This is a genomic window from Parendozoicomonas sp. 209JJ7-1, from assembly GCF_058147085.1.
Genome location: NZ_JBYVJU010000001.1, coordinates 232677 through 259503, shown reverse-complemented (window position 1 = coordinate 259503; position 26827 = coordinate 232677). Strand labels below are relative to the sequence as shown.

General features: G+C 52.4%; 22 protein-coding genes. 12 read left to right on the top strand and 10 right to left on the bottom strand.

All coding sequences use genetic code 11. The annotated features are described in order from the left end of the window. Positions 1–15: 15 nt before the first annotated feature. The 4 genes from ACY2RQ_RS01145 to cueR all read left to right on the top strand — a co-directional run bounded on the left by ACY2RQ_RS01145 (position 16) and on the right by cueR (position 3990). Positions 16–2277, top strand: coding sequence for a heavy metal translocating P-type ATPase (locus tag ACY2RQ_RS01145; RefSeq protein ID WP_490111110.1), 2262 nt, complete (start codon positions 16–18; stop codon positions 2275–2277). Positions 2278–2398: 121 nt separating this feature from the next. Beyond that, the gene (locus tag ACY2RQ_RS01140) at positions 2399–2911 is read left to right on the top strand and encodes a hypothetical protein (protein WP_490111109.1); all 513 of its coding nucleotides are present in this window, start codon (positions 2399–2401) and stop codon (positions 2909–2911) included. Between the two features lie 74 nt (positions 2912–2985). Then, positions 2986–3435: a hypothetical protein gene (locus ACY2RQ_RS01135; protein ID WP_490111108.1), complete on the top strand. Its 450-nt coding sequence runs from the start codon at positions 2986–2988 to the stop codon at positions 3433–3435. A 150-nt stretch (positions 3436–3585) separates the two neighbouring features. Beyond that, on the top strand, positions 3586–3990 hold the full coding sequence (cueR, locus tag ACY2RQ_RS01130; RefSeq protein ID WP_490111107.1) for a Cu(I)-responsive transcriptional regulator: 405 nt from the start codon (positions 3586–3588) through the stop codon (positions 3988–3990). Between the two features lie 30 nt (positions 3991–4020). Here the strand turns inward: cueR and ACY2RQ_RS01125 are convergent, their stop codons facing one another. From ACY2RQ_RS01125 to ACY2RQ_RS01115, 3 genes are all read right to left on the bottom strand, one after another. Continuing rightward, positions 4021–5049 carry a Tim44 domain-containing protein gene (locus ACY2RQ_RS01125; protein WP_490111106.1) on the bottom strand — a complete coding sequence of 343 codons (1029 nt, stop codon included), beginning with the start codon at positions 5047–5049 and terminating at the stop codon, positions 4021–4023. A gap of 93 nt (positions 5050–5142) precedes the next feature. Continuing rightward, positions 5143–5979, bottom strand: coding sequence for a class I SAM-dependent methyltransferase (locus tag ACY2RQ_RS01120; RefSeq protein ID WP_490111105.1), 837 nt, complete (start codon positions 5977–5979; stop codon positions 5143–5145). Positions 5980–6070: 91 nt separating this feature from the next. After that, on the bottom strand, positions 6071–6757 hold the full coding sequence (locus tag ACY2RQ_RS01115) for a pseudouridine synthase (protein WP_490111104.1): 687 nt from the start codon (positions 6755–6757) through the stop codon (positions 6071–6073). Between the two features lie 75 nt (positions 6758–6832). On the opposite strand from ACY2RQ_RS01115, the gene truC reads away from it, so the two are divergent. The 3 genes from truC to ACY2RQ_RS01100 all read left to right on the top strand — a co-directional run bounded on the left by truC (position 6833) and on the right by ACY2RQ_RS01100 (position 9781). After that, complete coding sequence (truC, locus tag ACY2RQ_RS01110) at positions 6833–7642, top strand: tRNA pseudouridine(65) synthase TruC (protein ID WP_490111103.1); 810 nt, start codon at positions 6833–6835, stop codon at positions 7640–7642. A gap of 111 nt (positions 7643–7753) precedes the next feature. After that, entirely contained in the window at positions 7754–9304 is a 1551-nt protein-coding gene (locus ACY2RQ_RS01105) for a hypothetical protein (RefSeq protein WP_490111102.1), read from the top strand. Positions 9305–9388: 84 nt separating this feature from the next. Next, positions 9389–9781, top strand: coding sequence for a hypothetical protein (locus ACY2RQ_RS01100; protein WP_490111101.1), 393 nt, complete (start codon positions 9389–9391; stop codon positions 9779–9781). Between the two features lie 44 nt (positions 9782–9825). Here the strand turns inward: ACY2RQ_RS01100 and ACY2RQ_RS01095 are convergent, their stop codons facing one another. Continuing rightward, positions 9826–10794, bottom strand: coding sequence for a ribonuclease Z (locus tag ACY2RQ_RS01095; RefSeq protein ID WP_490111100.1), 969 nt, complete (start codon positions 10792–10794; stop codon positions 9826–9828). Between the two features lie 194 nt (positions 10795–10988). On the opposite strand from ACY2RQ_RS01095, the gene dapA reads away from it, so the two are divergent. The 4 genes from dapA (at position 10989) to ACY2RQ_RS01075 (ending at position 15754) form a co-directional block, all read left to right on the top strand. Next, entirely contained in the window at positions 10989–11867 is an 879-nt protein-coding gene (gene dapA / locus ACY2RQ_RS01090) for a 4-hydroxy-tetrahydrodipicolinate synthase (RefSeq protein WP_490111275.1), read from the top strand. 69 nt (positions 11868–11936) lie between these two features. Continuing rightward, the gene (bamC, locus tag ACY2RQ_RS01085; RefSeq protein WP_490111099.1) at positions 11937–13088 is read left to right on the top strand and encodes an NlpB/DapX family lipoprotein; all 1152 of its coding nucleotides are present in this window, start codon (positions 11937–11939) and stop codon (positions 13086–13088) included. 176 nt (positions 13089–13264) lie between these two features. Then, positions 13265–14368, top strand: a complete 1104-nt coding sequence (locus tag ACY2RQ_RS01080) for a phosphoribosylaminoimidazolesuccinocarboxamide synthase (RefSeq protein WP_490111098.1) — start codon at positions 13265–13267, stop codon at positions 14366–14368. Positions 14369–14851: 483 nt separating this feature from the next. Next, on the top strand, positions 14852–15754 hold the full coding sequence (locus ACY2RQ_RS01075; protein WP_490111097.1) for a tetratricopeptide repeat protein: 903 nt from the start codon (positions 14852–14854) through the stop codon (positions 15752–15754). Between the two features lie 26 nt (positions 15755–15780). Here ACY2RQ_RS01075 and ACY2RQ_RS01070 read toward each other — a convergent pair whose 3' ends face one another. Further along, positions 15781–18495: a response regulator gene (locus ACY2RQ_RS01070; protein ID WP_490111096.1), complete on the bottom strand. Its 2715-nt coding sequence runs from the start codon at positions 18493–18495 to the stop codon at positions 15781–15783. A gap of 232 nt (positions 18496–18727) precedes the next feature. On the opposite strand from ACY2RQ_RS01070, the gene cysM reads away from it, so the two are divergent. Then, positions 18728–19615 (top strand): cysteine synthase CysM, encoded by an 888-nt coding sequence (gene cysM / locus ACY2RQ_RS01065; RefSeq protein WP_490111095.1) that lies wholly within the window; start codon positions 18728–18730, stop codon positions 19613–19615. 130 nt (positions 19616–19745) lie between these two features. Here the strand turns inward: cysM and relA are convergent, their stop codons facing one another. The 5 genes from relA to ACY2RQ_RS01040 all read right to left on the bottom strand — a co-directional run bounded on the left by relA (position 19746) and on the right by ACY2RQ_RS01040 (position 26810). Continuing rightward, on the bottom strand, positions 19746–22001 hold the full coding sequence (gene relA, locus ACY2RQ_RS01060; RefSeq protein ID WP_490111094.1) for a GTP diphosphokinase: 2256 nt from the start codon (positions 21999–22001) through the stop codon (positions 19746–19748). 12 nt (positions 22002–22013) lie between these two features. After that, on the bottom strand, positions 22014–23354 hold the full coding sequence (gene rlmD, locus ACY2RQ_RS01055; protein WP_490111093.1) for a 23S rRNA (uracil(1939)-C(5))-methyltransferase RlmD: 1341 nt from the start codon (positions 23352–23354) through the stop codon (positions 22014–22016). 122 nt (positions 23355–23476) lie between these two features. After that, positions 23477–25288, bottom strand: a complete 1812-nt coding sequence (locus ACY2RQ_RS01050) for a V-type ATP synthase subunit A (protein ID WP_490111092.1) — start codon at positions 25286–25288, stop codon at positions 23477–23479. A gap of 54 nt (positions 25289–25342) precedes the next feature. Further along, entirely contained in the window at positions 25343–26047 is a 705-nt protein-coding gene (locus tag ACY2RQ_RS01045; RefSeq protein ID WP_490111091.1) for a DUF2764 family protein, read from the bottom strand. An 88-nt stretch (positions 26048–26135) separates the two neighbouring features. Beyond that, entirely contained in the window at positions 26136–26810 is a 675-nt protein-coding gene (locus ACY2RQ_RS01040; RefSeq protein WP_490111090.1) for a hypothetical protein, read from the bottom strand. Between the last annotated feature and the right edge of the window lie 17 nt (positions 26811–26827).

The window sequence follows — 26827 nt, the reverse complement described above, 5'->3', positions numbered from 1 at the left end:
CGCGTCGTATCGGTTATGACTGATTCACCAAAACATTCCCTTCCCCAGAGTGCTCCGTTGACCACCCTGTCCCTTCCAGGAATCTCCTGTGCGGGGTGTGTCGGGAAGATTGAGAAAGCCTTTGCCCAAGAGGCTGATGTTTCGTCTGCTGTTGTTAATCTTGCCGAGAAAACCTGCAGGATCAATGGTACGACAGCACCTGAGCGACTGGTGGAGGTGATGGCCTCCATTGGCTTTGAAGCCGCAATAGTTGAGAGTGAAGAACAAAATCGTGTCCGCCAGGAGGCCCGGGACCGGAAGGAATTCCGGCGCAAAGTCTGGCATGCCCTGGTGGCGATTGCCCTGAGTGTGCCCTTGATGATCTGGGGCATGGTGATTGATGAAATGTCTATCACGCCGGGAGTCAATCAGTGGCAATGGGGTATTGCCGGTATCGCGACCCTGGCTGTGATGATTGTCTGTGGCGGGCATTTCTTTCAGGGATTGTGGACATCCATTATTAATCGCAGCGCCACCATGGACACCCTCGTCGCCCTGGGTACCGGCGCAGCCTGGATTTACTCGATGTTTGTCGTATTGTTTCCCGGGCTTCTGCCGGAAGCTGCACGACACGTGTATTTTGAAGCTTCGGCGATGATCATTGGCCTGATTAACTTCGGTCAGGCCATGGAGCTAAGGGCCAAAGGGAAAACCGGGGAGGCGGTCAGACGGTTGCTGAACCTTCAGGCACCTGTCGCCCGCCTGGTATCGGCGGAAGGGGAGCAGGAGGTGCCTGTTGAACAGGTTCATCCTGGCAATGTGCTGCGTATCCGTCCCGGGGACAGTATTCCTGTGGATGGCGAGGTGACAGAGGGCGGTACCCTGGTGGACGAGTCCATGCTGACCGGGGAGCCAGTGCCGGTCAGAAAAGTACCCGGAGATAAAATGAGCGCCGGTACAATAAACGGCAATGGCTCTGTGCTTATCCGTGCTGAAAAGGTGGGCAGTGAAACAGCCCTGGCCCGGATTATCGCTCTGGTCAAGCAGGCCCAGAACTCCAAAATGCCCATTGCCAGACTGGCGGACAAAGTATCTTCCATCTTTGTTCCCGTGGTTATAGCCATTGCTGTTCTGGCTGCGTCTGTCTGGTTTGTTTTTGGTCCGGCTCCTGCCCTTACCCACGGACTGGTCGTTGCGGTCACGGTATTGATTATTGCCTGCCCCTGCGCCCTTGGTCTGGCGACTCCCATGTCGGTAATGGTGGGTGTTGGCAAGGCTGCGGAAATGGGCATGCTGGTGCGCCAGGGTGAAGCTCTGCAGACCGCTAGCAAGTTAACGACAGTAGTTCTGGATAAAACCGGTACCGTCACTGAAGGCCGACCTGCGGTAACAGCTGTTTATCCTCTGGAAGGTTTTTCCCGGGAACAGGTGCTGTCTCTGGCGGCGGCCCTTGAGCGTTTGTCTGAGCATCCCCTTGCGGCAGCAGTTCTGAAAGCAGCGGAAGAGGTGAATGACAACCCCGGTATTGTTACGAACTTTGCCGCCGAAACAGGACGTGGCATTCGCGGGCAGGTTGATGGGGCAACTCTCTTGTTTGGCAACCAGAGTCTGATGGCAGTCAATAAAATAGATACGAATAGTGTCCTTGACCGGGCAGCTGAGCTGGCGGGTAGCGGGCAGACGGTGATGTATCTGGCGGTGGATGGGAAACTGGCCGGTGTGATTGCGGTATCCGACCCGGTCAGGGAAGACTCTGCTGCGGCCATTCAGCGTCTGCATGCCCTGGGCCTGAAAGTTGTGATGATGACCGGGGATAATGAAGATACCGCCCGGGTTGTGGCCGGACAGACTGGAATTGATGTTTTCCTCGCTCAGGCCCTGCCGGAAGATAAGGAACGTTATGTCCGTGAATTGCAGGAGGCCGGAGAAATTGTCGGTATGACCGGTGACGGTATTAATGATGCACCGGCACTGGCACGGGCGGATGTGGGCGTGGCCATAGGCACAGGTGCTGATGTGGCCATTGAGGCTGCGGATATTGCCCTGATGGGGGCCTCTCTCCATGGCTTGGCTGATGCTGTGGAATTATCTCGGGCTACCATGGGCAATATTCGCCAGAACCTCTTTGGCGCGTTTATTTACAATACTCTCGGTATTCCTGTTGCGGCTGGTGTCTTCTATCCCCTGACCGGCCTGTTGCTGAATCCCATGCTGGCTGGAGCGGCCATGGCGCTGTCTTCAGTAACTGTGGTATCCAACGCTAACAGGCTGCGGCTGTTCAAACCTTCCAGTCGGTAAGACTGTCCCCCGGTTATTCCGATAATCTGAAGTGTGATTTTCAGGCTGAAAGTCACACTTTAAGTTTTGTTATTGAAATCCTTTACTACACTCAGCCCTCATGGTTTTGGGTGAGGTGGTCATGATGTTTTTCCCTTTGGCTCCCCGTTTTTTTTCTCCATTTCATATTTTTCTGTTCCTGTTGATTATAGGGTTATGGTCGTTTGTTCAGGCTGCTGATCTGTCACAGACTTTGGCAGAGAATGGTATTCAGTACTGTGAATTACCACAGAGTTCTGGCGATACCAAAGATATTTGCAGAGCCTGTGAAAAGCCATGTCTCGGTGAGCGCAGGCAATGGGGCGGAGCTGATTTTCAGGTTCTTGTGGAAGGGCTGCAGGGCACAGTAGACTGCCATCAGATACTGGATGGTGAAGGTCTTGCCATGACCTGTCAGTGTCCCTGTGAAGTACGGATTGCCATGCCCGAAAAAGTTTATGACGATATAGAGGGCAGGGAAAAATGTCCGAATGCCTGCAAGGCTCTGCCTGTCACTATGGGCTGGAACAGTGCCAGGGTATTCACTATGGATACTTGTTTCTGCCAGGCCTCTCACTGTTTACCGGATGAACAAAGGCAGTACTGTCCGAAGTAATCATTACGTACGGCAGTGCATACTTGTTTTTTCATAGAAATCCGCGTTCCTATCCTTTGAACAGGAAAGCCGTTGTGAAATTTTCATCATTCTTTCTGCCCTTTTGTATGGTGATGACAGTTGTCGTCTGCTGTAATGCGCTGGCGGGTGTGCTCTGTCCCCAGGCGGCTTTGTCGGAAGCCATGTATATTGCTTCAAGAACACCCTGCAAAGACACCCATATGCCTAAGCAGTGCCCCCAGGCTTGTTTGAAGAAAAACCTTTGGTGGGCAGGGATGGTCAATATTCAACATTTCAAAGATCCGGTAGCCTGTGACCGAATCAGCGCAATAGAGCGGTTGCCTCCGCTAAGCTGTAGCTGCTCAGACACACTGGATGTCAGGACAAACCAGGAAATTTATGACAATGTTGATGCCCACAATGCATGTCCGGGAGTTTGCGGTAATAAAAAGCTGGTCTGGACTGGCAACTGGAGGGAGATCGATTATGACTCTGCCTGGATATGTCAGTGTCGGCATCCATAAATTTATTTGGCAGACTGCACAGGCACATGGCTTTTTCGGGCCTGGATGTCCTGAAGCCACTGAAGCCAACCGTCTCAGGTTAGAATGTCAATAACATCACCAACGTAAGCCTGAGATGACACATAATCCATATTTGGCGAGGGCCGGGAAATGAATATTTCTAAAGTCGCCCAAGCGATCAATCTGACCACCAAAACCATTCGTTACTATGAAAGTATCGGGCTGGTTACTCCGGCAATCCGTAAGGAGAACGGGTACCGGGATTACCAGGAAAATCATATCCGAGAGCTGGGCTTTATCAGTCATGCCCGGGAACTGGGGTTTTCTTTGGAAGAATGCGGAGAGTTGCTGGGGCTTTACAAAAACAAAACCCGAAAAAGCTCTGATGTAAAAGCCCTGGCTTTAGCCCGGATTGCTGATATTAATACCCGCCTGGCACAACTCCAGACCATGAAGGCCAGCCTGGAAAAACTGGCAACCTGCTGTCACGGTGATGATATGCCGGACTGCCCCATTCTGGACAGCCTGGCAAGGGATGCTGAATTCAAGCAATAACAGGAATAACAGGTCAGTCTAAATAGCAGATTAATCTTCTGCGTATTCAATACCAACGATCAGCCAGGGAGAGTTTGACTGACTTTGTTCCAAGTGCCAGATGTCAGTAATTTTCTCTTCAACCCGCTCAACATTGTCGCGGTAGCGGCCACTGAAGCGCAGGCTGAGTTCAGTGCGTCCGGCGTTATGATCTGCCCGTACCAGTTCTGCGTCCACAAACATCACTTCCGTATGCTGGTCACCCTGCAGTCCGGCGCGCTCCTTCTGCAGATGGGTAAACAGATCAGGAGAGACATATTCCCGGATCGTGTTCATATCACCGGTGTTCCAGGCTTCCTGAATGGTTCGGTAATGGTTGCGGGAACGGTTAAGGAAGCCGTTCAGGTCAAACCCGGGGGGCAGGTTAAAGGGTGTATCGTTGTCTAAAGACCCAAAGCCGGTATCTGTGTTTGCAGCAGAGTTCTGGCCGGGAAACTCTGCATCAGGCTTGCTGCCAGAGGGACGGAAACCACTAACGGAATCCCGGAAGTTGGCGTCAGGCTGACTCTGGTTGCCGTTATTCCACTGGGAGCTGGCAGAGCCTGAATGGTAGTAACCCTGGCTGGAGCCAGGGCTGTGGCTACCCGCAGAGGCCGTTCGACCTTTCATGGCTTTAAACAGTTTGAATAACAGGAAAGCCAGACCTGCAAGCAGGAGAATATCCATAAAGCGAAGGCCGCTGAAGGCACCGCCCATGCCACCCATGCCGCCGAAGCCGCCAAACAGGGAGCTGATTAATCCGCCTGCCAGCATGCCACCGAGGAAGCCGCCCATAGCTCCACTGAACATGCCCCGTTGCTTATGTGGCGTTTTGTTGTTGGCCTGACTGCTGTTTTGATTAAAGTTCTTCTGGGAGGACAGGGAAGGTTGTTGGGTAAGTTTGGATTGGGAGGGTGCTGTCTGGAATCTTTTGCCAAAAGATTTACCGCCGCCAAGTTTTTTCGCATGGGCATCAACAGTGGCAAAAGTACAGGTAAAGGCCAGCATAACTGCCAGTACCGGTAGAAGTCTTTTCATCATTAACTCGGGATGGTGGGTGGAGCTGGTATCCTATGCGGCTCACCGAGTAAGTCAACTTTTCTACCGCGATAATTAGATACCAGACTTTCGTTTTTACTGTTGAGGCTTTCTGCCCACAGTGGTGACATGGGACGCACCCCACCACATGGCTTTGGGGTTGAGGTACTGCGCCATGACCCGATCATACAGGTTCTCATTTATCCCCCGGGCCATAAGCAATGGTTTCAGCTGTAGCATGCTCAACTCAAGAACCTTCCCTTCTATTTTATTGCCCCTGCCCAGTTGAGACCAGGATTGTCCGCTGATATCAGTCAGGCCTGCCTCGTGCATATAACTGGCATTTATATAGGTGGATGAAAAGGACATGAGGCCATACTGTTCAATGATGTTGTACAGGTCGCCAGTATACTGGTTTAGTTCAGGATCGTCCGAAAAACGGTCATAGCCTAGCCCCGGGCATTGATAGCCAGCGTCTTCCAGTATCATTATGCCACCGGGTTTCAACGCCTTGGCAAGCTTGATGATGACATCTGTGCGCTGGGGAATATGCATCATGACATTCCGTGAAAAAACAAGGTCATAGGCACTGCAGCCCAGGTCATCTGTTTTCAGGCTTTTTCTGGATACCTTGACATTGGAAAGCTTCAGCTCTTCCAGAAAGCGGGTATCCATATCCACGGCATCGACCCTTCCCTCCTTGCTAACCTGCTTCGCCAGCCAGCGGGTGATACCCCCAAGGCCAGCGCCTGCGTCAAGGCAGCGCCAGCCTTTTTGGATATTCAGTTCATTCAACTGCCTGAGTGTATGAGGATTCGTCCAGCTTTCCAACAGGGTCAGCCGCTCCCTGGCCTGTTCCCAGCTGTTATCCAGTGAATACTGTATTTCGGCGGTATCTGTCGTATTCTCTTCAGAGAATGTTCTAATTTCCATTCTTTCTATTCCTGATCTTTAGGTACAGACAGGAAGTGTAGGTCGTCTGACAGTTTTTTTGATTTTCGAATAAATACAGGCGGTAAGACAGCTATCGTTTCACTGGTCTTCTGGACTGTAGCTTCTTCCCCGGGCTTGTTTTTCCCGAGGGACGAGTTCTTCTGTGTGAAGGAGAGAACTTCCTGAAAACCCTGCCTGAAGATTTCTCCGTTTTTCTTGTGAGTTCGGCAGGAGCGGGCAGAGTACGGTACTCTCCCGGCTGCAGATTATTAACTGTCCATGGCCCGATAGCATAACGCACCAAACGCAGTGTCGGAAAACCTATGGCTGCTGTCATACGACGTACCTGTCGGTTACGGCCTTCGGATATTTTTATCTCCAGCCAGCAGTCGGGGATGTTTGCCCGTTTACGAATGGGCGGATGTCTGGGCCAGATAACGGGAGCGGGCATTAAACGCACTTTTGCGGGGAGGGTGGGACCGTCTTTCAGGGTGATTCCCCTGCAAAGTTTATTCAGGTCGCTTTCCTGGGGAATACCTTCCACCTGGGCCCAGTAGGTTTTCTCCATTTTGTGCTTTGGGTCGGAAACTCTGTTCTGCACAGTGCCGTTGTTGGTCAGTAGAAGAAGACCTTCGCTATCCCGGTCAAGACGTCCGGCGGCGTATACCCCCGGACGCTTGATGTAATTTGCCAGCGTGTCCCGATTCTCGTTATCAGTAAACTGGCAGAGCACCATAAAGGGTTTGTTAAACAGCAGAATTTCCGGGGTATCAGTCATAAAAGGCCAGGGCGATTTTTTAATATTGCTGAAAGAACCATTATACCCTGCTGGGCCGGTTTGCAGGATGGAGGAATGACAGTTAGTGTGCTCCCGTTTTTGTTTAAATCCTGGGTCAAACCTTTTACCGTTATGTCTGAAAACCTGCCCGTGTCCGGTGCTGAACAGCTGGAAATTCTGTATCAGGATGATTTTCTGGTTGCTGTGAATAAACCATCAGGGTTGTTGGTGCACAGGTCGATGATTGATCGTCACGAAACCCGTTTTGCCATGCAAATAGTGCGGGATCAGATTGGCCGGCATGTTTTCCCTGTACATCGTCTAGATAAGCCTACATCTGGAGTGCTGGTATTTGCGCTCTCTTCAGATATTGCCCGTATTCTCGGGGAACAGTTCCAAAATGGGCAGGTTGAAAAACGTTATCTGGCTGTTGTGCGGGGCATTCCTCCTGAATACGGGATGATTGACCATGCCCTGAAAGAAAAGTATGACAAAATGACAGACCGGAAAGCTCAGCGGGATAAACCTCCTCAGGAAGCTATTTCTGAATTCCGGCGGTTAAAGACAGTTGAACTGCCTGTGCAGATTGATCGTTATCCTTCCAGCCGTTATTCCCTTGTTGAAGTGATGCCGAAAACCGGTCGTAAGCACCAGGTCAGACGACATATGAAACATATCTCTCATCCGGTTATCGGGGACGCCAAACATGGCAAAGGGCAGCATAACCGCTACTTCGCCGAAAATCTGGACGCGGGGCGCTTATTACTTGCCTGCACCGATATAACTTTTCGACACCCTGTGTCCGGAGAGACGATGACTGTCCATGCTCCTCTGGATCCGGTGTTGGCCAGTCTGTTCCGTCGATTTGGCTGGGTCGGGTATTAAAAAATCTCGTAGAAAATCCATCGGGCTGGTCACCTTGGCTGACATATATGTTCATAATTTTTGGTTGTTTCCAAGGTCTTTACTTCAAGGAACCTTCGAGGCAAATACCGTATGGACGCATTGACACTTGATACTTCTTCCCCCTTCCGTGCCTGGGAGAAAGTAAAAGGTCCGCGAGAGAACCCTCCGGAAAACCTGGCCTTTGGCATTAACCGCAGGGGAGATTTCTTTTGCTGGCATGTTTCAAGGGCTGATGAGGTTCCCCCGCAATCGATCCGGTTGGTACCGGAAATATGTAATGGCGTATTCAAAAGGCGGCAGATTCTTGAGCGATGCTTTCAGGTGAAAAAGGTTTTACCGGATTGCAGCGCTGTTGTGGATGAGCCTTTGCAGGTGGCCCGTTGCCTGGAAGGAGTCAGTGCCCTTGAGCAGACGCCACTGGCCCAGGTGCATCGTGCGGAAATTTCACTGTTTCAGATATTGAAAGGGGCGGAGAAGGAGGGGAGGCCTGCCATTGCGAATATCGGGTCTGCGACAACTGCTCTGATTAAACAGATGGAAGCGTTTCTCACTGTTCAGGGGGGAAATCCTCTGGAGCAGTATTTTCAATCTCTGGAGTATTACATCGCTTTGCGCAGGCAGTGTGAAACCTGTGGCTATGGGAAGCCTGTTTTGTCCGTTATTGATCAGAGTTTTGCTCATGTTCAGCAATCTATTGCGGTTAAAGCCGGAATGGGGACGTTCAATTTTCAGGTTCTGGTAAAAGAGTGCAGTGACTATGGGGATGATGCCAGCCTGCTGGCTCTATGCAGGAACTTGCCGCCGACGTGTCTGGATATAATGCTGGGGAAAAAAATAATCGCTTATAGAAAGATGATAGCCCGCCGGGTTGGCACCTGGCCAGCAGAGGGTATGTTAGAGTTTTTGTTGAAAAAGAACCCATTTGATAATGATGAGATTGCAACCGCCTGCTCTGCTACTGATTTATCTGTATTTTATCCAGCTATCCAGAGGTATGTTTCTTCCCATGAGTATCAGTCCCTGATTGACGCCCATGGGCGTTTAAAGCTGGAGCATATAAGTAAAAGAAAAGTTATTCCCAGTGATGTTGTATCCTCTGCAGCCTTGATACGGCAGCGTGAGTTACTGGAAAGTATTCCTGAACCCCAGAATGAGAAACAGTGGCTGTTGCCAAAGGGGGCTGCTGTTGCCGAAGCGTTAACCCCGAAAGCCCAGGCTCTGTTGCAGAATCTTGCTACGGATAAGGGGCTGTGGGACAGGATTTTGGGTTCTGGCACAGTTATGCATGCAGTGAATAGTCTGGCAGAGACAGATAAGAAGGTGACAGTCAGAATGTTGAAAGCCATATACTGCCTGTTGGAAATAAATAGCAGTGAAGAATGCTTAACCAGTGAGCAGGTTGTACTCCTTGTGAGGAAGGAGAAAATATCACATGACTATTACGAGGCGCTGGAGCACATATATGAAGACTTCTGCCGGGGAGCTGATACAGGTGAAGATGATGCTGTTCATTTTCTGCCTGCCCTGGTAGAGGAGTGTCTGAGTGTGTTGCAAAGGATGTCTGTTCAGTCTCAACAACGGTATCAAGAACTGCATCAGGATCCGCCTTCACGCCGACAACGGCGTCGCCGAAGAAAATAACCGAAGAAAAGCCTTTTGGTTTTCTGTTTTCCTGAATCGAAGATTCTATTATGGTGCAGCCTTTTATCCTTGCAGGATTGATTCATGAAAATGCTTAATCGTTCCGCGCTGCGCCTGCGGGCCCGGCCAGACTTTCTTGCGTGGTGTGGCAGTGTCGCCGGAGATGACAGGGAAGAACTGGCCATACTGAAACAGCAACTGGAACAGACTGGAACGGTTTATCTGGTATCTGAGGCAGAGTCCGAACAGGATTTTATGGATGCGGTTCTTGGGAATGCCCGGGAGATACTCACCAACGAGCTGATGGCCTGGTGCGTGGACAGCGCCCTCTGGCCAGAAACATTGAATGCTGAATTGTTGGAAAACTGGTTTACAGTGGATACTGAGCTAATGTGTTTTGATCTGTCTCCGGAACCGTTGCTGCTGGCAGACCCGGAAGCTTTCGCTGATGACGGGGAAATTGTGGAAAGTTTGTAACTCCTTTCCACACCTTATTTCTGTATTTGGTCTGATGAGAAGAATCAGACCTCCCTGAACTCTCCCTTTTTGTTCAGTTCCCAGCTGGTGAAATCCTGGGCCAGGGTGACAGTGCCGTTGTAGTGTTCCAGGGCTTCCCGGCGCAGTTCTTCAATACCCATCTGGCCCGGTCGCGGGTGACGCTGATAGCGGTTGCTGAAGTGTGTCAGGATCAAGTGTTTCACTCCTGCGTTTTCTGCTGCTCTGGCAACCTGGGCTGGAGTGCTGTGCATCCACTGGCTGCCGACTTTATCCCGCACCGGGCTGGAAAAGGTGGCTTCATGGACCAGGATATCGGCCCGATTCAGGACGTTATGAAGAATCTCCGGCTGGTCATTATCTCCGGCAATAATGGCACGGCGGGGAGCAGGAGGAGCCTCTTTCACATCTGCCGGCCGGATTTCACGGCCATCGGGAAGAGTGACGGTTCTGCCCTGTTGCAGTAATCCCCAGAGCGGTCCCCGGGGAACCTGGAGCAGCGCCAGTTTTTCTGCGCACAGGTGGCCGGGTTCCGGACGCTCCTCAAACTCATAGGCGTAGCAGGGAACCCGGTGGGAGAGAGGGTGGGAGCGAACCACAAAGTCTTCAGTGTTATGGTGAAAGTCGCTGTTGTCCGAAGGATAAAACCGCAGATCAAAAGGCAGTTGGCTGACAGCTGCGCAGGCCAGAGCATGGCGGACAAAACTTTCCACACCTTCCGGAGCGCAGATGGGCAGGGGTGCGGTGCGTCCCTGCATGCTGGCGCTGGTGATCAACCCGGGCAGGCCAAACATATGATCCCCATGGACATGGGTGATAAAAATACCCTGCAGATGCTTCAGGGTGTAACGGCACCTCATAACCTGATGCTGGGTGCCTTCTCCGCAGTCAATCAGATACCAGTCCCGGCTGTCATCTTTAGCCAGAATCGTGGCGCTGACATTCCTGTCTCGGGAGGGAAGGCCGGCTGCGGTGCCGAGGAAGGTCAGACGCATGGAATTTCCTGCTTACTTGAACAAATTCAGGAATTATCATCCCTTTTCTCCGGCAGGAGCTCAAGACTGTGTGGAAGGGGTTGCGGTTAATGCGGATATACGTATCGGTTCTATAGTTTGTTCTCTTGTGCAAAGCCATGGGCACCGGTAACATTTCCCAGAGTATTCCAATGACGCGGAAGCGGAGTGAGCAGATGATTTCCGGCAGTTTAGTGGCCCTGGTGACCCCAATGCTGCCCAACGGTGAGCTGGATTGGCAGCGCCTGCAGGACCTGGTTGAGTTCCATATTGAAAAGGGAACAGATGGTTTTGTCGCCGTAGGGACAACAGGAGAGTCGGCAACAATAACAGTAGAAGAACATTGCCAGGTGCTTAAACGGGTAGTTGACCAGGTCAATGGTCGTTTACCCGTGATTGCTGGTACAGGAGGTAACTCCACCCAGGAGGCCGTGCATTTAACGGCTGAAGCCAAAACGATTGGTGCGGACGCCTGCCTGCTGGTGACGCCCTATTACAATAAACCTACCCAGGAAGGCCTGTTCCGGCATTTTGAAACCATTGCCCGGTCCGTTGCCATTCCCCAGATTCTCTATAATGTTCCCGGCCGTACGGCTGTGGATATGTTGCCGGACACAGTGGTACGTCTGGCTGGTATTGATAATATCGTCGCGATTAAAGAAGCGACCGGTGATATTGACCGTGCCCGTGAGCTGATTGAACGCTGTGGCGAGAAACTGGATATTCTTTCCGGAGATGACGCAACGGCTGTTGAAGTGATGCTGATGGGTGGCAAGGGTGATATCTCTGTGACCGCCAACGTAGCTCCTGCAGAAATGCATGAGCTGTGTGTGCTGGCTATGGCCGGCAACGCGGATGAAGCGCGGGCGCTTAACCAGCGGCTTATGCCTCTGCATACAAAACTGTTTATTGAGGCGAACCCCATTCCTGTGAAATTTGCACTGCAGGAAATGGATTTGATTGACTGTGGTATTCGCCTGCCCCTGACACCTCTTTCGCCTTCCTGCCAGGGTGATGTCAGAGCTGCTCTGGCGGCCTGTAATATCATTGAGTAGATATTGGTTATGGAATACAGGCCATATTCCAATGCAGCTGGCGCTGGTAAGTCATTCTAAGGAGAGTGCATGAAGCACGTACACAAGGTTATAACTCTGGCCGGAGTATCGGCCATGCTGGGCGCCTGCAGCTCGCTGATTGGTGAAAACGGCTATTTTCGCGATAAGGGCGGCGACTATGTGGATGCGAAGGTTTATCCGGACCTGGTTATACCGAAAGACCTGAAAGCCGCCCCCCGTGAAGATTACATGGTGATTCCTCCTATTACCTCCAGTGTGCTGGTGGATGAAGCCAACCAGGTGCCCCGGGCATCACGGCGTATTGTTCATGATGATGGTGCCGCTTACCAGATCCTGCAAACCGGCGGCAGCCGTGTACTTCTGGCAGACAGAAGTCCCGATGAACTCTGGAATCATATACTGAATTTCTGGGAAGCGAACAATATCGCCGTCACTGAGCAGGACCCTGGCGCTGGCGTTATGATCACTGGCTGGGTGCAGATTGGCGAAGTCTCCAATCCAGGGCTGATGCGAAGAATGTTTGGCCGGGTGATTGACCTGGAGAATGCCGAGACCAGTGAAGAAAAATTCCGGGTAACTGTCCGTCAGGGGGTGCGTTCTGGTACCAGTGAAGTGTTAATGCAGCATGCCCGTAAGCCCCTGGAGTTGAAAGACTATTCAGTGGACTGGGACAGCATACGCAGCTCTGGCAGTGACAGCCTGGAAAACGGCCTGATGAACGAGATGCTGGTATTCCTGGTGCAGACCAGGGAAGAGCAAAGCGTCTCCCTGCTGGCTAAGGAACTGAACATCGGTGACCAGACCAGCCTGATCAAGGACGGTAACGGTAACCCGGTACTGCGTATAGACCAGAGCTTTGCCCGTAGCTGGCAGGCTGTGGAGGTGGCCTTAAAGAGAATCGGGCTGGCTGTGACCGACAAGAACCGCAGCGCCGGTCTGATTTTTATTAACCTGCCCGGTGGTAATGTAGAAAAAGCCGTGAAGGCTGGGAAGGAGAAGAAAGGATGGTTCAGCGGCCTGTTCGGCGGTTCCGATAAAGAGGAGCAAACCGAGGAACAGGCGAACAGGAATGAATTCCGTCTTCGCATACAGAGTGTGGGTAACTCAACCCATGTGACCCTGGAAAAGGATATCAACACTCTGCCTGCGACAGAGGTCAGTGAAGACCTGCTTGAGCGACTGCGGGATAACCTTGGATAACCCGCTGTAAAGCTATAAAGGAAACCAGGCCAAGTGCCTGGTTTCCTGTATTCAAGACAGGATAAACCGGTTCAGACCGGGACTCTTGAGGTTTGTTGATGTTTTATGCTGAGCCGGGCATAAAACATCAACAGACCCCGGCTTTACCAATTGATGATGTCAGGAAGCGCTAACATATGAGTCTTGCAGATAACGTTCTTGAAGTGAATAACGATCTGCCTGTGCGTACCGATAGCCCGATCCACAGTGGCAAGGTTCGTTCTGTTTACTGGCTGACTGAAAAAGACAGTCGTCGTCTTATAAAAGAGAAGGGCTATGATGTTGCTGAGGATGCTCCGCTGGCTATTATGGTGATCAGCGACCGCATCTCCGCCTTTGAATGTATCTGGCATGGCGAAGGAGGCATGAACGGTGTGCCCGGCAAGGGCGCGGCGTTAAATGCTATCTCCAACCACTGGTTCCGCCTGTTCCGTGAACAGGGGCTGGCGGGCAGCCATATTCTTGACAGACCACACCCACTGGTGTGGGTTGTCCAGAAAGCCCGCCCGGTAATGATTGAAGCCATCTGTCGTCAATATATTACCGGCTCCATGTGGCGTGCCTATGCCAGGGGGGAGCGCACTTTCTGCGGTATTGAATTACCGGATAATCTGAAAAAAGACCAGAAGCTTCCAGAACTACTGGTAACTCCTTCCACCAAGGGTATTTTGAAAGGTATTCCCGGTGTGCCGGAAGTGGATGATGTCAATATCACTCGTGGGGATATTGAAAACAACCATAAAGCCTTCTGTCTGCGCAGCAGGGATGATGTTGCCCAGTATGAGAAACTGCTGAAAGAAGGCTTCGATGTTATCAGTACGGAGCTGGCAAAACTGGATCAGATATTTGTGGATACCAAATTTGAATTTGGCTATGTCACCGATGCCAGTGGCCAGGAAAAACTTATCTACATGGATGAGGTGGGTACACCGGACTCCTCCCGTATCTGGGATGGTGTCGCATACCGTGAAGGTAAGGTTGTGGAAAACTCTAAAGAAGGTTTCCGTCAGCTGCTGCTTAACCATTTCCCGGATCCGGATATTCTCCTGAATAAAAATCGCATGAACGAGCGTATCGCCCTGGCACAAAACAATACTTTGCCAGAAGCTGTGATGATGGAAGTTTCCAGAACCTATGTGGATATCGCAAAAAAAATTACCGGAGAAAAACTGGTACTGTCAGAAAATCCCAGGGAAGAAATTATTGTCATCCTCAGAGATGAATATGGCCTTGTGGATTAATCTTCAATCGTTGTGAATAAGAACTGTGAATAAAGGGGAAAAGGTATACGGAAGCTGCCTCTCCTCTTTTTCAGTTTTTCAGGCTTGGCTGTTGAAAGTTTTCTAAAGTGGCTGACTGGATGTTATACCCCTCTGGATCGCGGTTTTTCTGCGTTTTTACAGGTTTTTATACACATGGAGGCGAAGCCAGGGTTTTTATGTCAGGAATATCGCCGTAATTTAAAAAATTCCCTTGATTTATTGTAACATATTGAAAAATAAGGGAATTTTTTTTGTTCAAAAAATGAGCAATTTGTTGTGAGCCAAGGCGCAACAGGGGCTTTAAAGGGTTTCAGTAAAGAATTCCACAGGGTTATCCACAGATATAGTGGATAACCCGAAAAGACGTTAATTGACGTCTTTTGCATTGAAGGATAGCTGCCGTTGTCAAGTTTTTTTGAGTACAATTCGGCAGAGAAAACAGCAATCTTCAGGAGAACTGAGTTGTCAGCAAACACCCCGTCCGCTGCTGAACAAGGCCCCGTAATTCAGGTAACAGCAGAGAACCTGCAGAGCGATGTCCTGGAAGCATCCCAACAGCTCCCTGTGCTGTTGTATATCTGGGCAGAAAGAAGCCAGTCCTGCCAGCAGCAGCAAACGATTTTAATGAAACTTGTCCATGAGTTTCAGGGTAAGTTCAAGTTAGCCAGCCTGAATGCTGAAGACGCTGACCCACAGGTCCAGCAACTGGCCCGCAGTCTTATGATGCAGCTGGGCGCGCAAAGTGTACCGGCGATGGTCCTGCTCCATCAGGGGCAGCCTGTGGCCCGGCCAATGACCGGACTGCACGAAGAAGATGAGCTGCGTAAAATTCTGGATGAGCTTACTATGAGTCCGGCAGACCGTGTGCAGCGTGAAGTCGACAAGTTGATGGAAGAAGGGCAGCCGGAACAGGCTTTAACCCTGCTGCAGCAGATTCTGGCCCAGGAGCCGGGTAACAGCGCGCTGCAGGTCTTGCAGGCGAAACTTTTGCTGCAGCTGGGGCGTATTGACGACGCCCGTCAAGTAATTAATGCCCTGCCTGAGGATGCTCCCGGCGCGGACCAGCCTAAAGCCAAGCTGACATTCCTGGATATGGCGAAGGATGTCGCGCCCCTGCCGGAAGTGAAGGCACAGCTTGAATCCGATGAGAATAACCTGGAAGCCCGTTACCAGCTGGCTATCCACAATGTGTTGAATGATGAAGATGAGCAGGCTTATGAAAACCTGCTGGTTATCGTTCGCAGGGACAGAACATTCCGGGATGATGGTGCCCGTCAGTTAATGCTGAAAATGTTTGACCAGAAAGGTGGTAGTGATCCGCTGGTGCGTCGTTACCGAAACCGCCTGTTCAGTTTGATGCACTGATTGAAATGCGATGATGCAGAAGAACCCTATGCGGGTTCTTCTGTCATAAACCGTTCCTGCCAGACCTGCAGACGATTGATTTCTTCCACAAGGTTTTCCAGCTGCTTTTCTATCTCTTGAGGGCTTTTCTTCTGAAAGCCTTTTTCTGTCGTCTTTTTCAGCAGGGTCTCAAGATCATAACAGGCGCTTCTCAGGGGGGGCACACCGCAGTAGCGACAGGCACCATGGAGTTTATGCACAGCCTCCAGAAGGCCTTCCCAGTCCTTCTTTGCCAGAAGATCCTGGCACTCTTCCCGGGCGTCATCCAGAGTTCCCAGCAACATGATCAGCAGTTCCTGGGCCAGTTCTTCACGGCCTCCTGCCAGTTGAATGCTTTCCTGTCGGTCGACAGGCTGATGGCTTGTGAATAAGTCTGGTGTGACGGGAACAGGGGTGGTCCAACGGGAGATAACATGGCGAATCTGTTCATCGCTGACGGGTTTGGTCAGGTAGTCATCCATACCGGCTTTCAGCAGCTGCTGTTTTTCCCGATCCAGGGCATGGGCGGTCAGGGCAATAACGGGCAGGTGCTTGCCACCCTTTTCCCGGCTGCGGATATGGCGGGTGGTTTCAAGACCGTCCATCCCCGGCATCTGAATATCCATAAATACCAGATCATAATTGTTTGCCTGCACCAGGGAGAGGGCTTCAGGTCCGTTGCTGGCGGTGTCTGCCTGTACCCCCATATCCGTAAGCATAATCTTCAGGAGTTTCAGGTTTGGCTCGTTATCGTCAACGGTCAGTATCCGCAGGTTGTGGGCCTGGTCAAGAGCTTGAGAGACTTTGGGGGTTGTATCTGTCGTTACGCTGGTACCGTTGAGCTGGTTGACCGTTTCCGTAAGCCGGGCTTCAGAGACAGGGCATGAGACAAGGGCTACTTCATCACTTTGCAGATGGGTCAGTTTTTCTCCGTTTGAAGTGCATACAAGCAGTACAAAACAAGTGCTTTTCGGTCTGTGGTTAAGAATATCCTCAATAAACTGCCGGGGCATGGTATCTGAATTTTTTTCCAGCACCACCAGGGCGGGAGGAGGCTGATTATCCAGGAGGTAGATCAGATCCTTCGACGAGGGTACGGGTTTTACATCAAAACCCTGGTTGGTGAGAAGCTGAGTGACGGAAAGGTTGGTCCAGGTGCCCGACTCCAGCACCAGAGCCGTGCCCTGATCGGCGGGTTTGTGGCGAACTCGCTGGGTTTTGGCGACAAAGGTAAACCAAAACCGGGAGCCCTTGCCGGGCTGGCTGTCGAAATCAATTTCCCCCAGCATCTGTTCTACCAGGTTTTTACAGATCACAAGACCCAGTCCGGTACCGCTGCTGTTACGGTTCCTGGATGGGTCAACCTGGGTAAAGGCCTGGAACAGCCTGCGGGCATCTTTGGGGGAGATCCCTATGCCGGTATCTTCCACGGAAACCATAATCCGGGCCTGACGGTCCCACACCTGATCGCAGGAAATTTTGATAATAACGGACCCCTGTCGGGTAAATTTGATAGCGTTGCTGAGCAGGTTGGTGATAATTTGTTTGAGCCGCTTGGCATCGCCGGTGAGGTGCAGGGGGACATCCTTTTCAAAGAGTGCGGCCAGCTCCAGATTTTTGTTATGGGCGGCCGGGCTGTTGATGGCAAGGGTGTCATCAACAATGGCGCGGAGGTTCATGGGGGAGGATTCCAGCACCAGCTTGCCGGCATCCAGTTTGGCGAAATCAAGGATATCGTCAATCAGTGCCAGAAGGGTATCTGATGCGGTGGACACTGTGCGCAGGTGTTCTTTCTGAGTGTTGTTCAGGTTTGTCCGTGTCAAAAGGTTTGTATAGCCGGAAATACTGTTCAGGGGGGTGCGCATTTCATGGCTCATATTGGCCAGGAATTCGGACTTGGCTCTGTTGGCTGCCAGGGCCCTTTTGCGGGACAGATCCAGTTCCGCGTTATTCATCTCCAGAGTTTCCATGTTTTCCCGATTCTCATTCTGGATACTGTCCACTTCACTTTTTATCTCCCGGTAACTGATCTGCATACGGGCAAGAAGGGAATTGATATGGCGGGTCAGTGGCATCAGGTCAGAACTGATACCCGTTGGCAGGCGGCTGTCCAGATCCTTCATGCTTATGCGGCCAACCGCTGCTGTGATCTGGTTCAGGGGGGTGGCAATATTATTGGCCAGGCGGAGGCTGATAACCGTGGCCAGTAGCAGGGTCAGGGCGGATATGGCTACCCCGAGCAAGACCCACTGGTATTGGGCAAGGCGTATGGCTTCATTGGTGAACTCCAGCTCCATCCATATTTCCTTCTCAGGGTTGCTGTGGCTGTTCAGCAGCTGGGTGCGAAGAATAGAATCATCTTTTACCAGCATGGAAGGGCGCATTCGGGTTTTACCCGGCCAGTCGGATACTTTGAATGGGGGGCCGGCCTGGTAAAGTACCTGCCCCGCAGAGTTACAGATTTTCAGACCATGCAAGCCTTTCTGCTGCAGGGATATCCGACTGAAATCCTGAATCATTTCCCTGTTATTGACTTTTAAGGCCGCCGTCATCAGCAGGGCAATCTGCTGGGAGGCGGTCTCTATCTGTTGATCATAGTCAGATGTGGCCTGGCTGATAGCCAGAAGCGTGGAGAGACTGCCCAGGGTCAGGGATAAAACCATAACAGGAATCAGTCCCGCACGGAGGATACGGTTCTTCAGTTCCTTGAAAAGGTCATTCATGGAAGTGGCTCTATTATTGTCGTTATGTTGTTATGCGTTATTTATCTATTTATATAAATAACTAGTATACAAGTCTTCCTTTCCAGACCGGTACTATGGAAGTCAAAGTTATTTTTGTCCGGAATGGTTGCTTATTACCATAGTGACGGATGAATTACGTGAAAATTATAAGGCCATACTGTTAAGCCTGGACAATTTACTGTTTGCGCTTGGCAGGGAGCATTGGGAACATATGGATTATCCAACCATAGAATCACTGATCGGGGCAACGCCTGTTGTGCGTCTTCAGCGTCTGGGTCAGGAAAACAACAATACGGTTCTGCTGAAACTGGAAGGGCAGAACCCGGCGGGTTCGGTGAAAGACCGTCCGGCTCTGTCGATGATTCGGGAAGCGGAACGTCAGGGACGTATTCAGCCCGGTGACACCCTGATTGAAGCGACCAGCGGTAATACCGGCATCGCCCTGGCCATGGTGGCGGCCATTCGCGGATACCGGATGGTGCTGATTATGCCGGATCATATGAGCGAAGAGAGAAAGGCGGCGATGACCGCCTATGGCGCGGAGCTGGTGCTGGTCAGTAAAGAGCAGGGCATGGAAGGTGCCAGAGACCTGGCCCTGGACATGCAGGCCAAAGGTGAAGGCATTGTGCTGGACCAGTTTGGCAATTCCGATAACCCCCTGGCCCATATCAATGGAACCGGTCCGGAAATCTGGCAGCAGACCGATGGGAAAATCACTCACTTTGTCAGCTCCATGGGCACCACAGGTACAATTATGGGCACATCAACTTATCTGAAAGAACAGAATCCTGAGATCAGGATTATCGGCCTGCAGCCCGATGATAATTCCCAGATCCCTGGTATACGACGTTGGCCCAAAGAGTACCTGCCGGGTATTTTTGACCAGTCCCGGGTTGACCGGGTGATGGATATTTCCCAGCGGGATGCGGAAGTCACTACCCGCAGGCTGGCCCGGGAGGAGGGTATTTTCTGCGGTGTTTCTTCAGGTGGCGCGGTGTTTGCCGCTCTAAAACTGGCAAAAGAAGTGAGTGACGCGACTATTGTCGCGATTGTCTGTGACCGGGGTGACCGTTATCTGTCCACAGGTGTTTTTGGTTAGCCCGTTATTTTTCCTTTCCATAACCCCTGTATGTCTTGTGTGACATACAGGGAGTACTGTTTTCGGTTCTGTTGCAAACTTGAACTGTTCCATCCTGATCTGCCCCATGATGCAGCTCAAAGTCTTCAATTCAGGCCGGCTCCTTCACCGTGCGGCGATCCCTGTGGGCATCAATCACATTGGGCAGCTGGGTGATTTTGGCCAGAATAGTGCCCAGGGTTTCAAGATCAGAAATCTCCGCAACCAGGGTCATCTGCGCCATATTGTCACTGGGGTTGGTGTGGGTCGTCATATCCGTAACATTCACCTTTTCATTGGCTACCACTATAGTGATATCCCGCAGCAGTCCCGGACGATCATAGGCATCAATAATCACCCGTACCGGATAGGTGGACTCGTGTTCCTGCCCCCAGTTCACCTCAATCACCCGGTCCGGCTCCTGCTCACGGAGCTGGAGGGCATTGCTGCAGTCAGCCCGGTGCACGGACACACCACGACCTAACGTGATATAACCAACAATCGGGTCTCCCGGTACCGGCTGGCAACATTTGGCCATCTGGGTCATCAGGTTACCCACCCCTTCAACAATAATATCGCTGTCGGACTGGGGTTTGCTGGCAGCCCGGGGTTTGAAGGAGAAGTTTTCCTGTTCCTGCTCAGGTGCCAGCAGGCGCTGAGCAGCATGCACCACCTGCAGGGTGCGCATATCTCCGGCACCCACCTTGGCAAACATCTCATCTTCATCCTGAAGCTTGAGGTGTTCCGCCAGCTCGCCGTAATTTACACCGGTAATGCCAAGGCGTTTCAGCTCCGCTTCCAGCATGCCGTGACCGGCGGAGATATTGGAATCCTTGTCCTGGCGGCGGAACCAGCTGACTATCTTGGCCCGGGCCCGGCTGGTGCGCACATAACCCAGGTTGCTGTTCAGCCAGTCCCGGCTGGGAACAGCGTTGGAAGCTGTTAGAATCTCCACCTGTTGACCGGTTTTTAATGTAGTGTTGAGGGGGACAATGCGACCACCCACTTTCGCCCCACGACACTTGTTGCCTACTTCCGTATGCACACGATAGGCGAAATCCACCGACGTTGCACCCACGGGCAGATCAACCACATGCCCATCTTTAGTGAACACGTATACCCGGTCTGGCTCAACATCCAGGCGCCACTGGTCTGCCAGACCTTCCATGCCCTGGCCAATCTCTTCCTGCCAGTCCAGTACCTGGCGCAGCCAGTTAAGTTTTTCTTCGTAGCTGTCGCTTTCGCTCTTGGTATCTGTACCCTTGTACTTCCAGTGGGCACATACACCCAGCTCCGCTTCCTCATGCATTTTATGGGTGCGAATCTGCACTTCCAGGGTTTTGCCATCCGGACCGACAACTGCCGTATGTAATGACTGGTAACCATTTTCCTTGGGGGTGGCGATGTAGTCATCAAACTCCTTGGGAATATGGTTCCACAGGGAGTGGACAATACCCAGCGCCGCATAACACTGCTGCACTTCATCCACATACACCCGCATGGCGCGGATATCATACAACTCACGGAATTCCACGCCCTTGCGCTTCATTTTCCGCCAGATGCTGTAAATATGTTTTACCCGACCACTGACTTCCGCACGAATTCCTTCTGCGGCCAAAGCCTCACGGATACGGTCCATGGTGTCCTGGATATACTGCTCCCGGTCCACCCGGCGTTCATCCAGGAGACGGGCAATCTTCTTGTAGTCCTGGGGCTTGAGATAGCGGAATGCCAGGTCTTCCAGCTCCCACTTGATATAACCGATACCCAGACGGTGGGCGAGGGGGGCGTAAATCTCAAACACCTCACGGGCTACCCGCTGGCGACGTTCTTTATCCGCATGTTTTACCGCGCGAATGGCGCAGGTCCGTTCCGCCAGCTTGATTAAAGCCACCCGGACATCATCCACAATGGAGACCAGCATTTTGCGGACTTTTTCCAGCTGATCCTGCTGCTGTCCCAGTACCTGGGTACGGGAAGGGTTCTGGATAGCGCTGATAGCAGCCATACCGGTGACCCCTTTCACCAAAAGCATCACCTCTTCGCCGAACTTCTTGCGCACTGCGTCCAGGGTCAGCCTGTGTTCACGTACCGCCCGGTAAAGCACAGCTGCAATCAACGACGCCTGATCCAGTTTCAACTCCGCCAGGATATCCGCCATCTGCAGGCCGATAGCCAGCAGGCTCTGCTGCTGGGACCAGGTACTGGCCTTGCCCGGCAGGGTTTCCGCATTGCGGGTCATCTCACAGGCATCCAGCAGCAGTTGTTCATCCTTCAGAGTGACAAAGGTTTTCAGCTTTGCCAGCCAGGAAGGAATATCAATAGCGCCGTCCGGTGTTACCGGGTGATCATCACGCACCTTGACCATCAGGAATCCGTTTTAACCTCTGCTAAATAAAGCCATGCTTTCCACATGGCTGGTCTGGGGAAACATATCCATAACGCCGAAGCACTCCAGACGATAGCCCTGCTCCCGGAGAAAACCTGCGTCCCGGGCCAGGGTTGATGAATTGCAGGATACGTACAGTATCCGTGCCGGAAGCCGACTGGCCAGCTGTTCAAGAATTTCCAGGGCTCCTGTTCTGGGGGGATCCAGTAACAGGACATCATACTCGACATCGGCCCAGTTTCTTCGGCCGGGCTCGGCCGCCAGGTCCGCGCGGGCAAAGCGGACGTTATCCAGACCATTCAAACGGGCATTATGCTCCCCACGGGCGACCAGGGTTTCTGCGCCCTCTACCCCCATAACCTCTGCGCAGTGACGGGCAAGGGGCAGGGTAAAGTTGCCCATACCACAGAACAGGTCCAGCACTGTGTCGGTCTTCTGCAGTTCAAGCCAGGACAACGCCTGGCTGACCATCTGTCGGTTGATCTCCGGATTGACCTGGGTGAAATCCACCGGCAGGTAATCCAGACTGATATTCTGTCCAGGAAGATCATATCGTAAATGATTCTGTCCATCAGGTGCATGAATACAGGTGAGTGATTCAGACGCTGACTCAGGTTGAATATAGAGATGCAGTTTTTGTTCCCGGGCCAGGGCAAGCCAGCGTTCAAAATCCTGCTCAGGCTGTTCTTCTATAACTCTCAAGAGCAAACCGTGACCGTTTTTTGCCGCGGCCAGCTCGATATGCGACACGGCTTTTTTATTCCGGCTCTGCTCAAGGCAGGTTCTGATTTTCGGAAGCAGTTCCGCCAGAGCCGGCATAAGTACCCCGCATTCATTGACCGGTACTATATCTTTGCTGCCGGCGGCACGGAAACCAAAGTGCAGGGTTTTATTCCACCAGCGTGCCGACAGCCTTGCCCGGGAACGGTAGCCCCAGGGGGCGCTGCGCAATGGTTTGGCCAGCTGTTCGGGCTCCATCCGACCGAACTTTTTCAGCTGCCCCAGAACATTGTCCTGTTTAATGCTGATCAAGCCGTCATTGTTGATGTGCTGGAGATTACAGCCGCCACACTTACCATACCACGGACAAGGAGGCTCAACCCGATGCCCGGAAGATTCGAGCACCTTCGTCACCACCGCTTCGGTCAGTTTGGATGTCTGTTTGGTAATACGTGCTCGAACACTGTCGCCTGGAACGGCACCTTCCACAAAAATAACCCGTCCCTTATTCCGGGCAACGCCGCGACCATCGTGGGTCAGGGCATCAATCACAACATCAACAGGAGAATTTTCTCGGCCCTGAGGGGAAACTGGCTTACGCTTTCTTTGCATTCGGAGGGGGAACTGTGAAAAGACCGGTATTGTATAACCAGAACCCCATCTCAGCCATGCCTTAATTCGTTAAAACCACTTTCAACTCTACGATTTATACCTGTTGCTGGTTGTGAGTGGATTTACAGGCATTGCAGTTCCTGAACCTTGGCGATGTACTCTTTGTACTCGCTGGATTCGTAGTGGGCATAGTTCAGGTTCTTGAACAGGCCGGTGAGCTTCACAAAGAAGTCACGTGCCGCTTTCTTGTCGGCAAAATTCAGCTGGCTGCGGGCCATATCCAGAATCATGCCGAAGCAGAACCGCTGGCGCTCCAGAGGACAGGCGGCATCAATTTTGTCGAAGGCATCCTGCTGCAGGAACACCATATCCAGGAACAGGGCTTTCTGGTAAGTCACATAGTCTTCCAGAGTCACACCTTCTTCACCGGTTACCTGCATCATCTGGTTGATGCTTTCACCGTGAACGATCAGGCTGTGCATCTCCTTCACGTCGTTAACCCAGGTGTCAGAGATATTCTCTTTGTACCAGGGCTCCAGCTGATCCAGATAACGGGACCAGGAGATCAGCGGGTCAACCGCCGGGAAGAAACGCTTGTAGGCGCGGTCATAAGACAGCCCCAGGAAGCACTTCACTGTGGCCAGGGTGGATTGTGTCACCGGCTCTTCGAAGTTACCACCGGCGGGAGATACAGTACCGATCATGGTCATGGAACCGGTTTCGCCGTTCTCGTTGCTGATTACACCGGCACGTTCGTACAGACCCTTGATAGCGGAGTCGATGTAGGCCGGAAAACCTTCTTCACCGGGAATCTCTTCCAGGCGGTTGGAGGTTTCACGCATGGCCTGGGCCCAGCGGGAAGTTGAATCCGCCAGCAGCAGCACGTTGTAACCCATCTGACGGTAGTACTCACCCAGAGTCATGCCGGTGTAGATGGAGGCTTCACGGGCCGCCACCGGCATGGAGGAGGTGTTACAGATAATGGTGGTACGGTCCATCAGGGTACCGGAACCGGTGGGATCGGGCAGCTGGGGGAATTCGGTGATGGTTTCCACCACCTCACCTGCCCGTTCACCACAGGCGATAACGATTACGATATCAACAGCGGCGTACTTGGACAGCGTGTGCTGCATTACGGTCTTGCCCGCCCCGAAAGGCCCGGGAATACAGCCGGTGCCGCCACGGGCGATGGGGAAGAATGTGTCAACCAGGCGCTGCTGGGTGATCAACGGCTCGGACGGGAACTGCCGGGTTGTTTTGCCGCTGCGGCCCAGGGTCTCGGCGATGGACTGTTTCACCGGCCAGCGCTGGATCATATCCAGCTCAATCTCTTTGCCCTGCTCGTCACGGACACGGGCAACAACGGTGTTTACCGTAAAGGTGCCTTCCTGAATCCACTCAACGGTCACGGTGCCTTTCTGCTTGAACGGTACCATGATCTTGTGGGTAAAGCGGCCTTCCTGAACAGTACCCAGAGTTTCACCGGCCCGCAGTTTGTCGCCAACGCGGGTGGTGGCGACAAAGGACCATTCCCTGGAACGGTCCAGGGCGTCTACCTGGACGCCACGCTTGAGGAAGGTGCCGTGGATCTGGGCCAGACGCTCCAGGGGATTCTGCAGGCCATCAAAGATCTGGCTCAGGCAGCCCGGGCCCAGCTCAACGGAGAGCAGTTCGCCGGTCTGGTAAATGGCATCGCCGACGCCTACGCCACTGGTGTTTTCAAACACCTGAATGTCAGCGGTTCTGCCGTTAACACGGAGAACTTCAGACATCAGTCTTTCGTTCAGGCCTTCATTCTCTTTGCGACCGGGCTCTACATAAACCACTTCGTTCTTCACCAGCCGCACATCGGAGCTGGTGGCTTCGATGGTCAGGATGTCGCCGTTGACCGCGATGACACGGGACGTGACATTTGAATTCAGGTTTGTGCTCATACTACTTGTCAATCCTCGCCCAATTCATTCAAAAGCGTCATTCAAAAGCGTTATTTATGAACGACCGCTGGCCGTGATCTGGTCCTGGAGGCTGTTCCTGAACTCTCCAAGGCTTGTTTCTACCAGTATGCGGAAGCGGATACGGGCCTTGTCTGTGTCGTAGGCTGTCCAGCGGGCTACAAGATTCCAGCGCAGGACATAAATCACAACAGCTTCAAAATCGTGATTGTGCTTCATGCTCAGATGGTTGAGATGATCCCATACGGCCTGAAGCAAAATCTTTTCCAGTGCTGCGCATTCACCGTTGCGCAGGCACTCATTCACCTTGGGTATCCAGGGGAAGGCGCTGCCCAGGCCAAGGATCGGGGAGGACCAGTGGTTGCGGATGTACGCGTAGCGGCTTCCGTAACTCCACTTGTTTTCGACCGGAGCCTGCTGGCCTACGTGTTTTCTGCGCAGGGCCGCGATGATGGTGCGCATATCCAGACGCCAGTCGATCAGGTCCTTCAGGGCCTGACTGCCCAGTTCGGTACGGGTGCGCTCAGCCTGTTGGATCAGGATTCTTTCATCGACATCGTCGTCCAGATGATCCCAGTGCAGCAGGTTTTCGATCTTCACCAGGCGCTGCTGGTCTGCGGTGCTCAGCATGGACAGGCGTTTGTCCAGCTGGAAGCGGGAGATCGGTGTGATTCTGCTGTTAAACAGGGAATCAATATGGGGCAGTGAAGTCAGTAACGTGTAATAGGCATTTTCTGCCATAACGACTCCTTAAAAGCTGGCTCCGTAGAATGTGTGCTGAACCTGCCCGGCATCCACCGGGGAATACCGGACAGGACATGAGGCACCTTTATTTGATGATGCCTTCCAGCAGGGCACGGAAGCGCGGCTGCAGGTGTTTCAGCAGAAGATCGCTGACGGCGTTGTCGTCCAGTTCAACTTCTACGTTCTTGTCGCGGATGCGGAAAGTCACACCGGACTTCTGCTCTTCGCTGACTTTGAAGGATACACCGTCAACCAGCATTTCCTTAGCCTTGCGGGCCGTGAAGTAGGCCAGGGAGCCTTCCTGTAGCTCTTCGGGGTTGCTGCGAAGGTCATCAACACCGATGACTTTCTGGGGCAGAATAACGTCGACGTTATTTTCGCCCTGCAGGCGGCTGCGACCGGCCACTTCTACAATCATCTTCTGCAGAATTCTGGTGTCTTTCATCTCACCGGCAACGGCGTTGTGTACTTTGCGGGAGAATTGCTCCAGCAGGTAGCTCTTCAGCTCCAGAACGGCGTTGCGTCCGGCCATTTGCAGGGATTCTTCACCGACTTTTACAGTGAAGTCCGCTTCTTTTTTGGCCCTTGCGGTAATCGCATCAGCTTCTTTGCGGGCTTCGGCGATAATCTGTGCGGCTTCTTCCCTGGCCTGGTTCACCAGGCGTTCCGCTTCGGAACGGCCGGAGGACACACCTTGGCTGCGCAGCTTTTCAATCAGCTGCTGTACGCCCACAGAGATCTGTTCGTTGTTTACGCTCATCAGATTCCCTCTTGCTA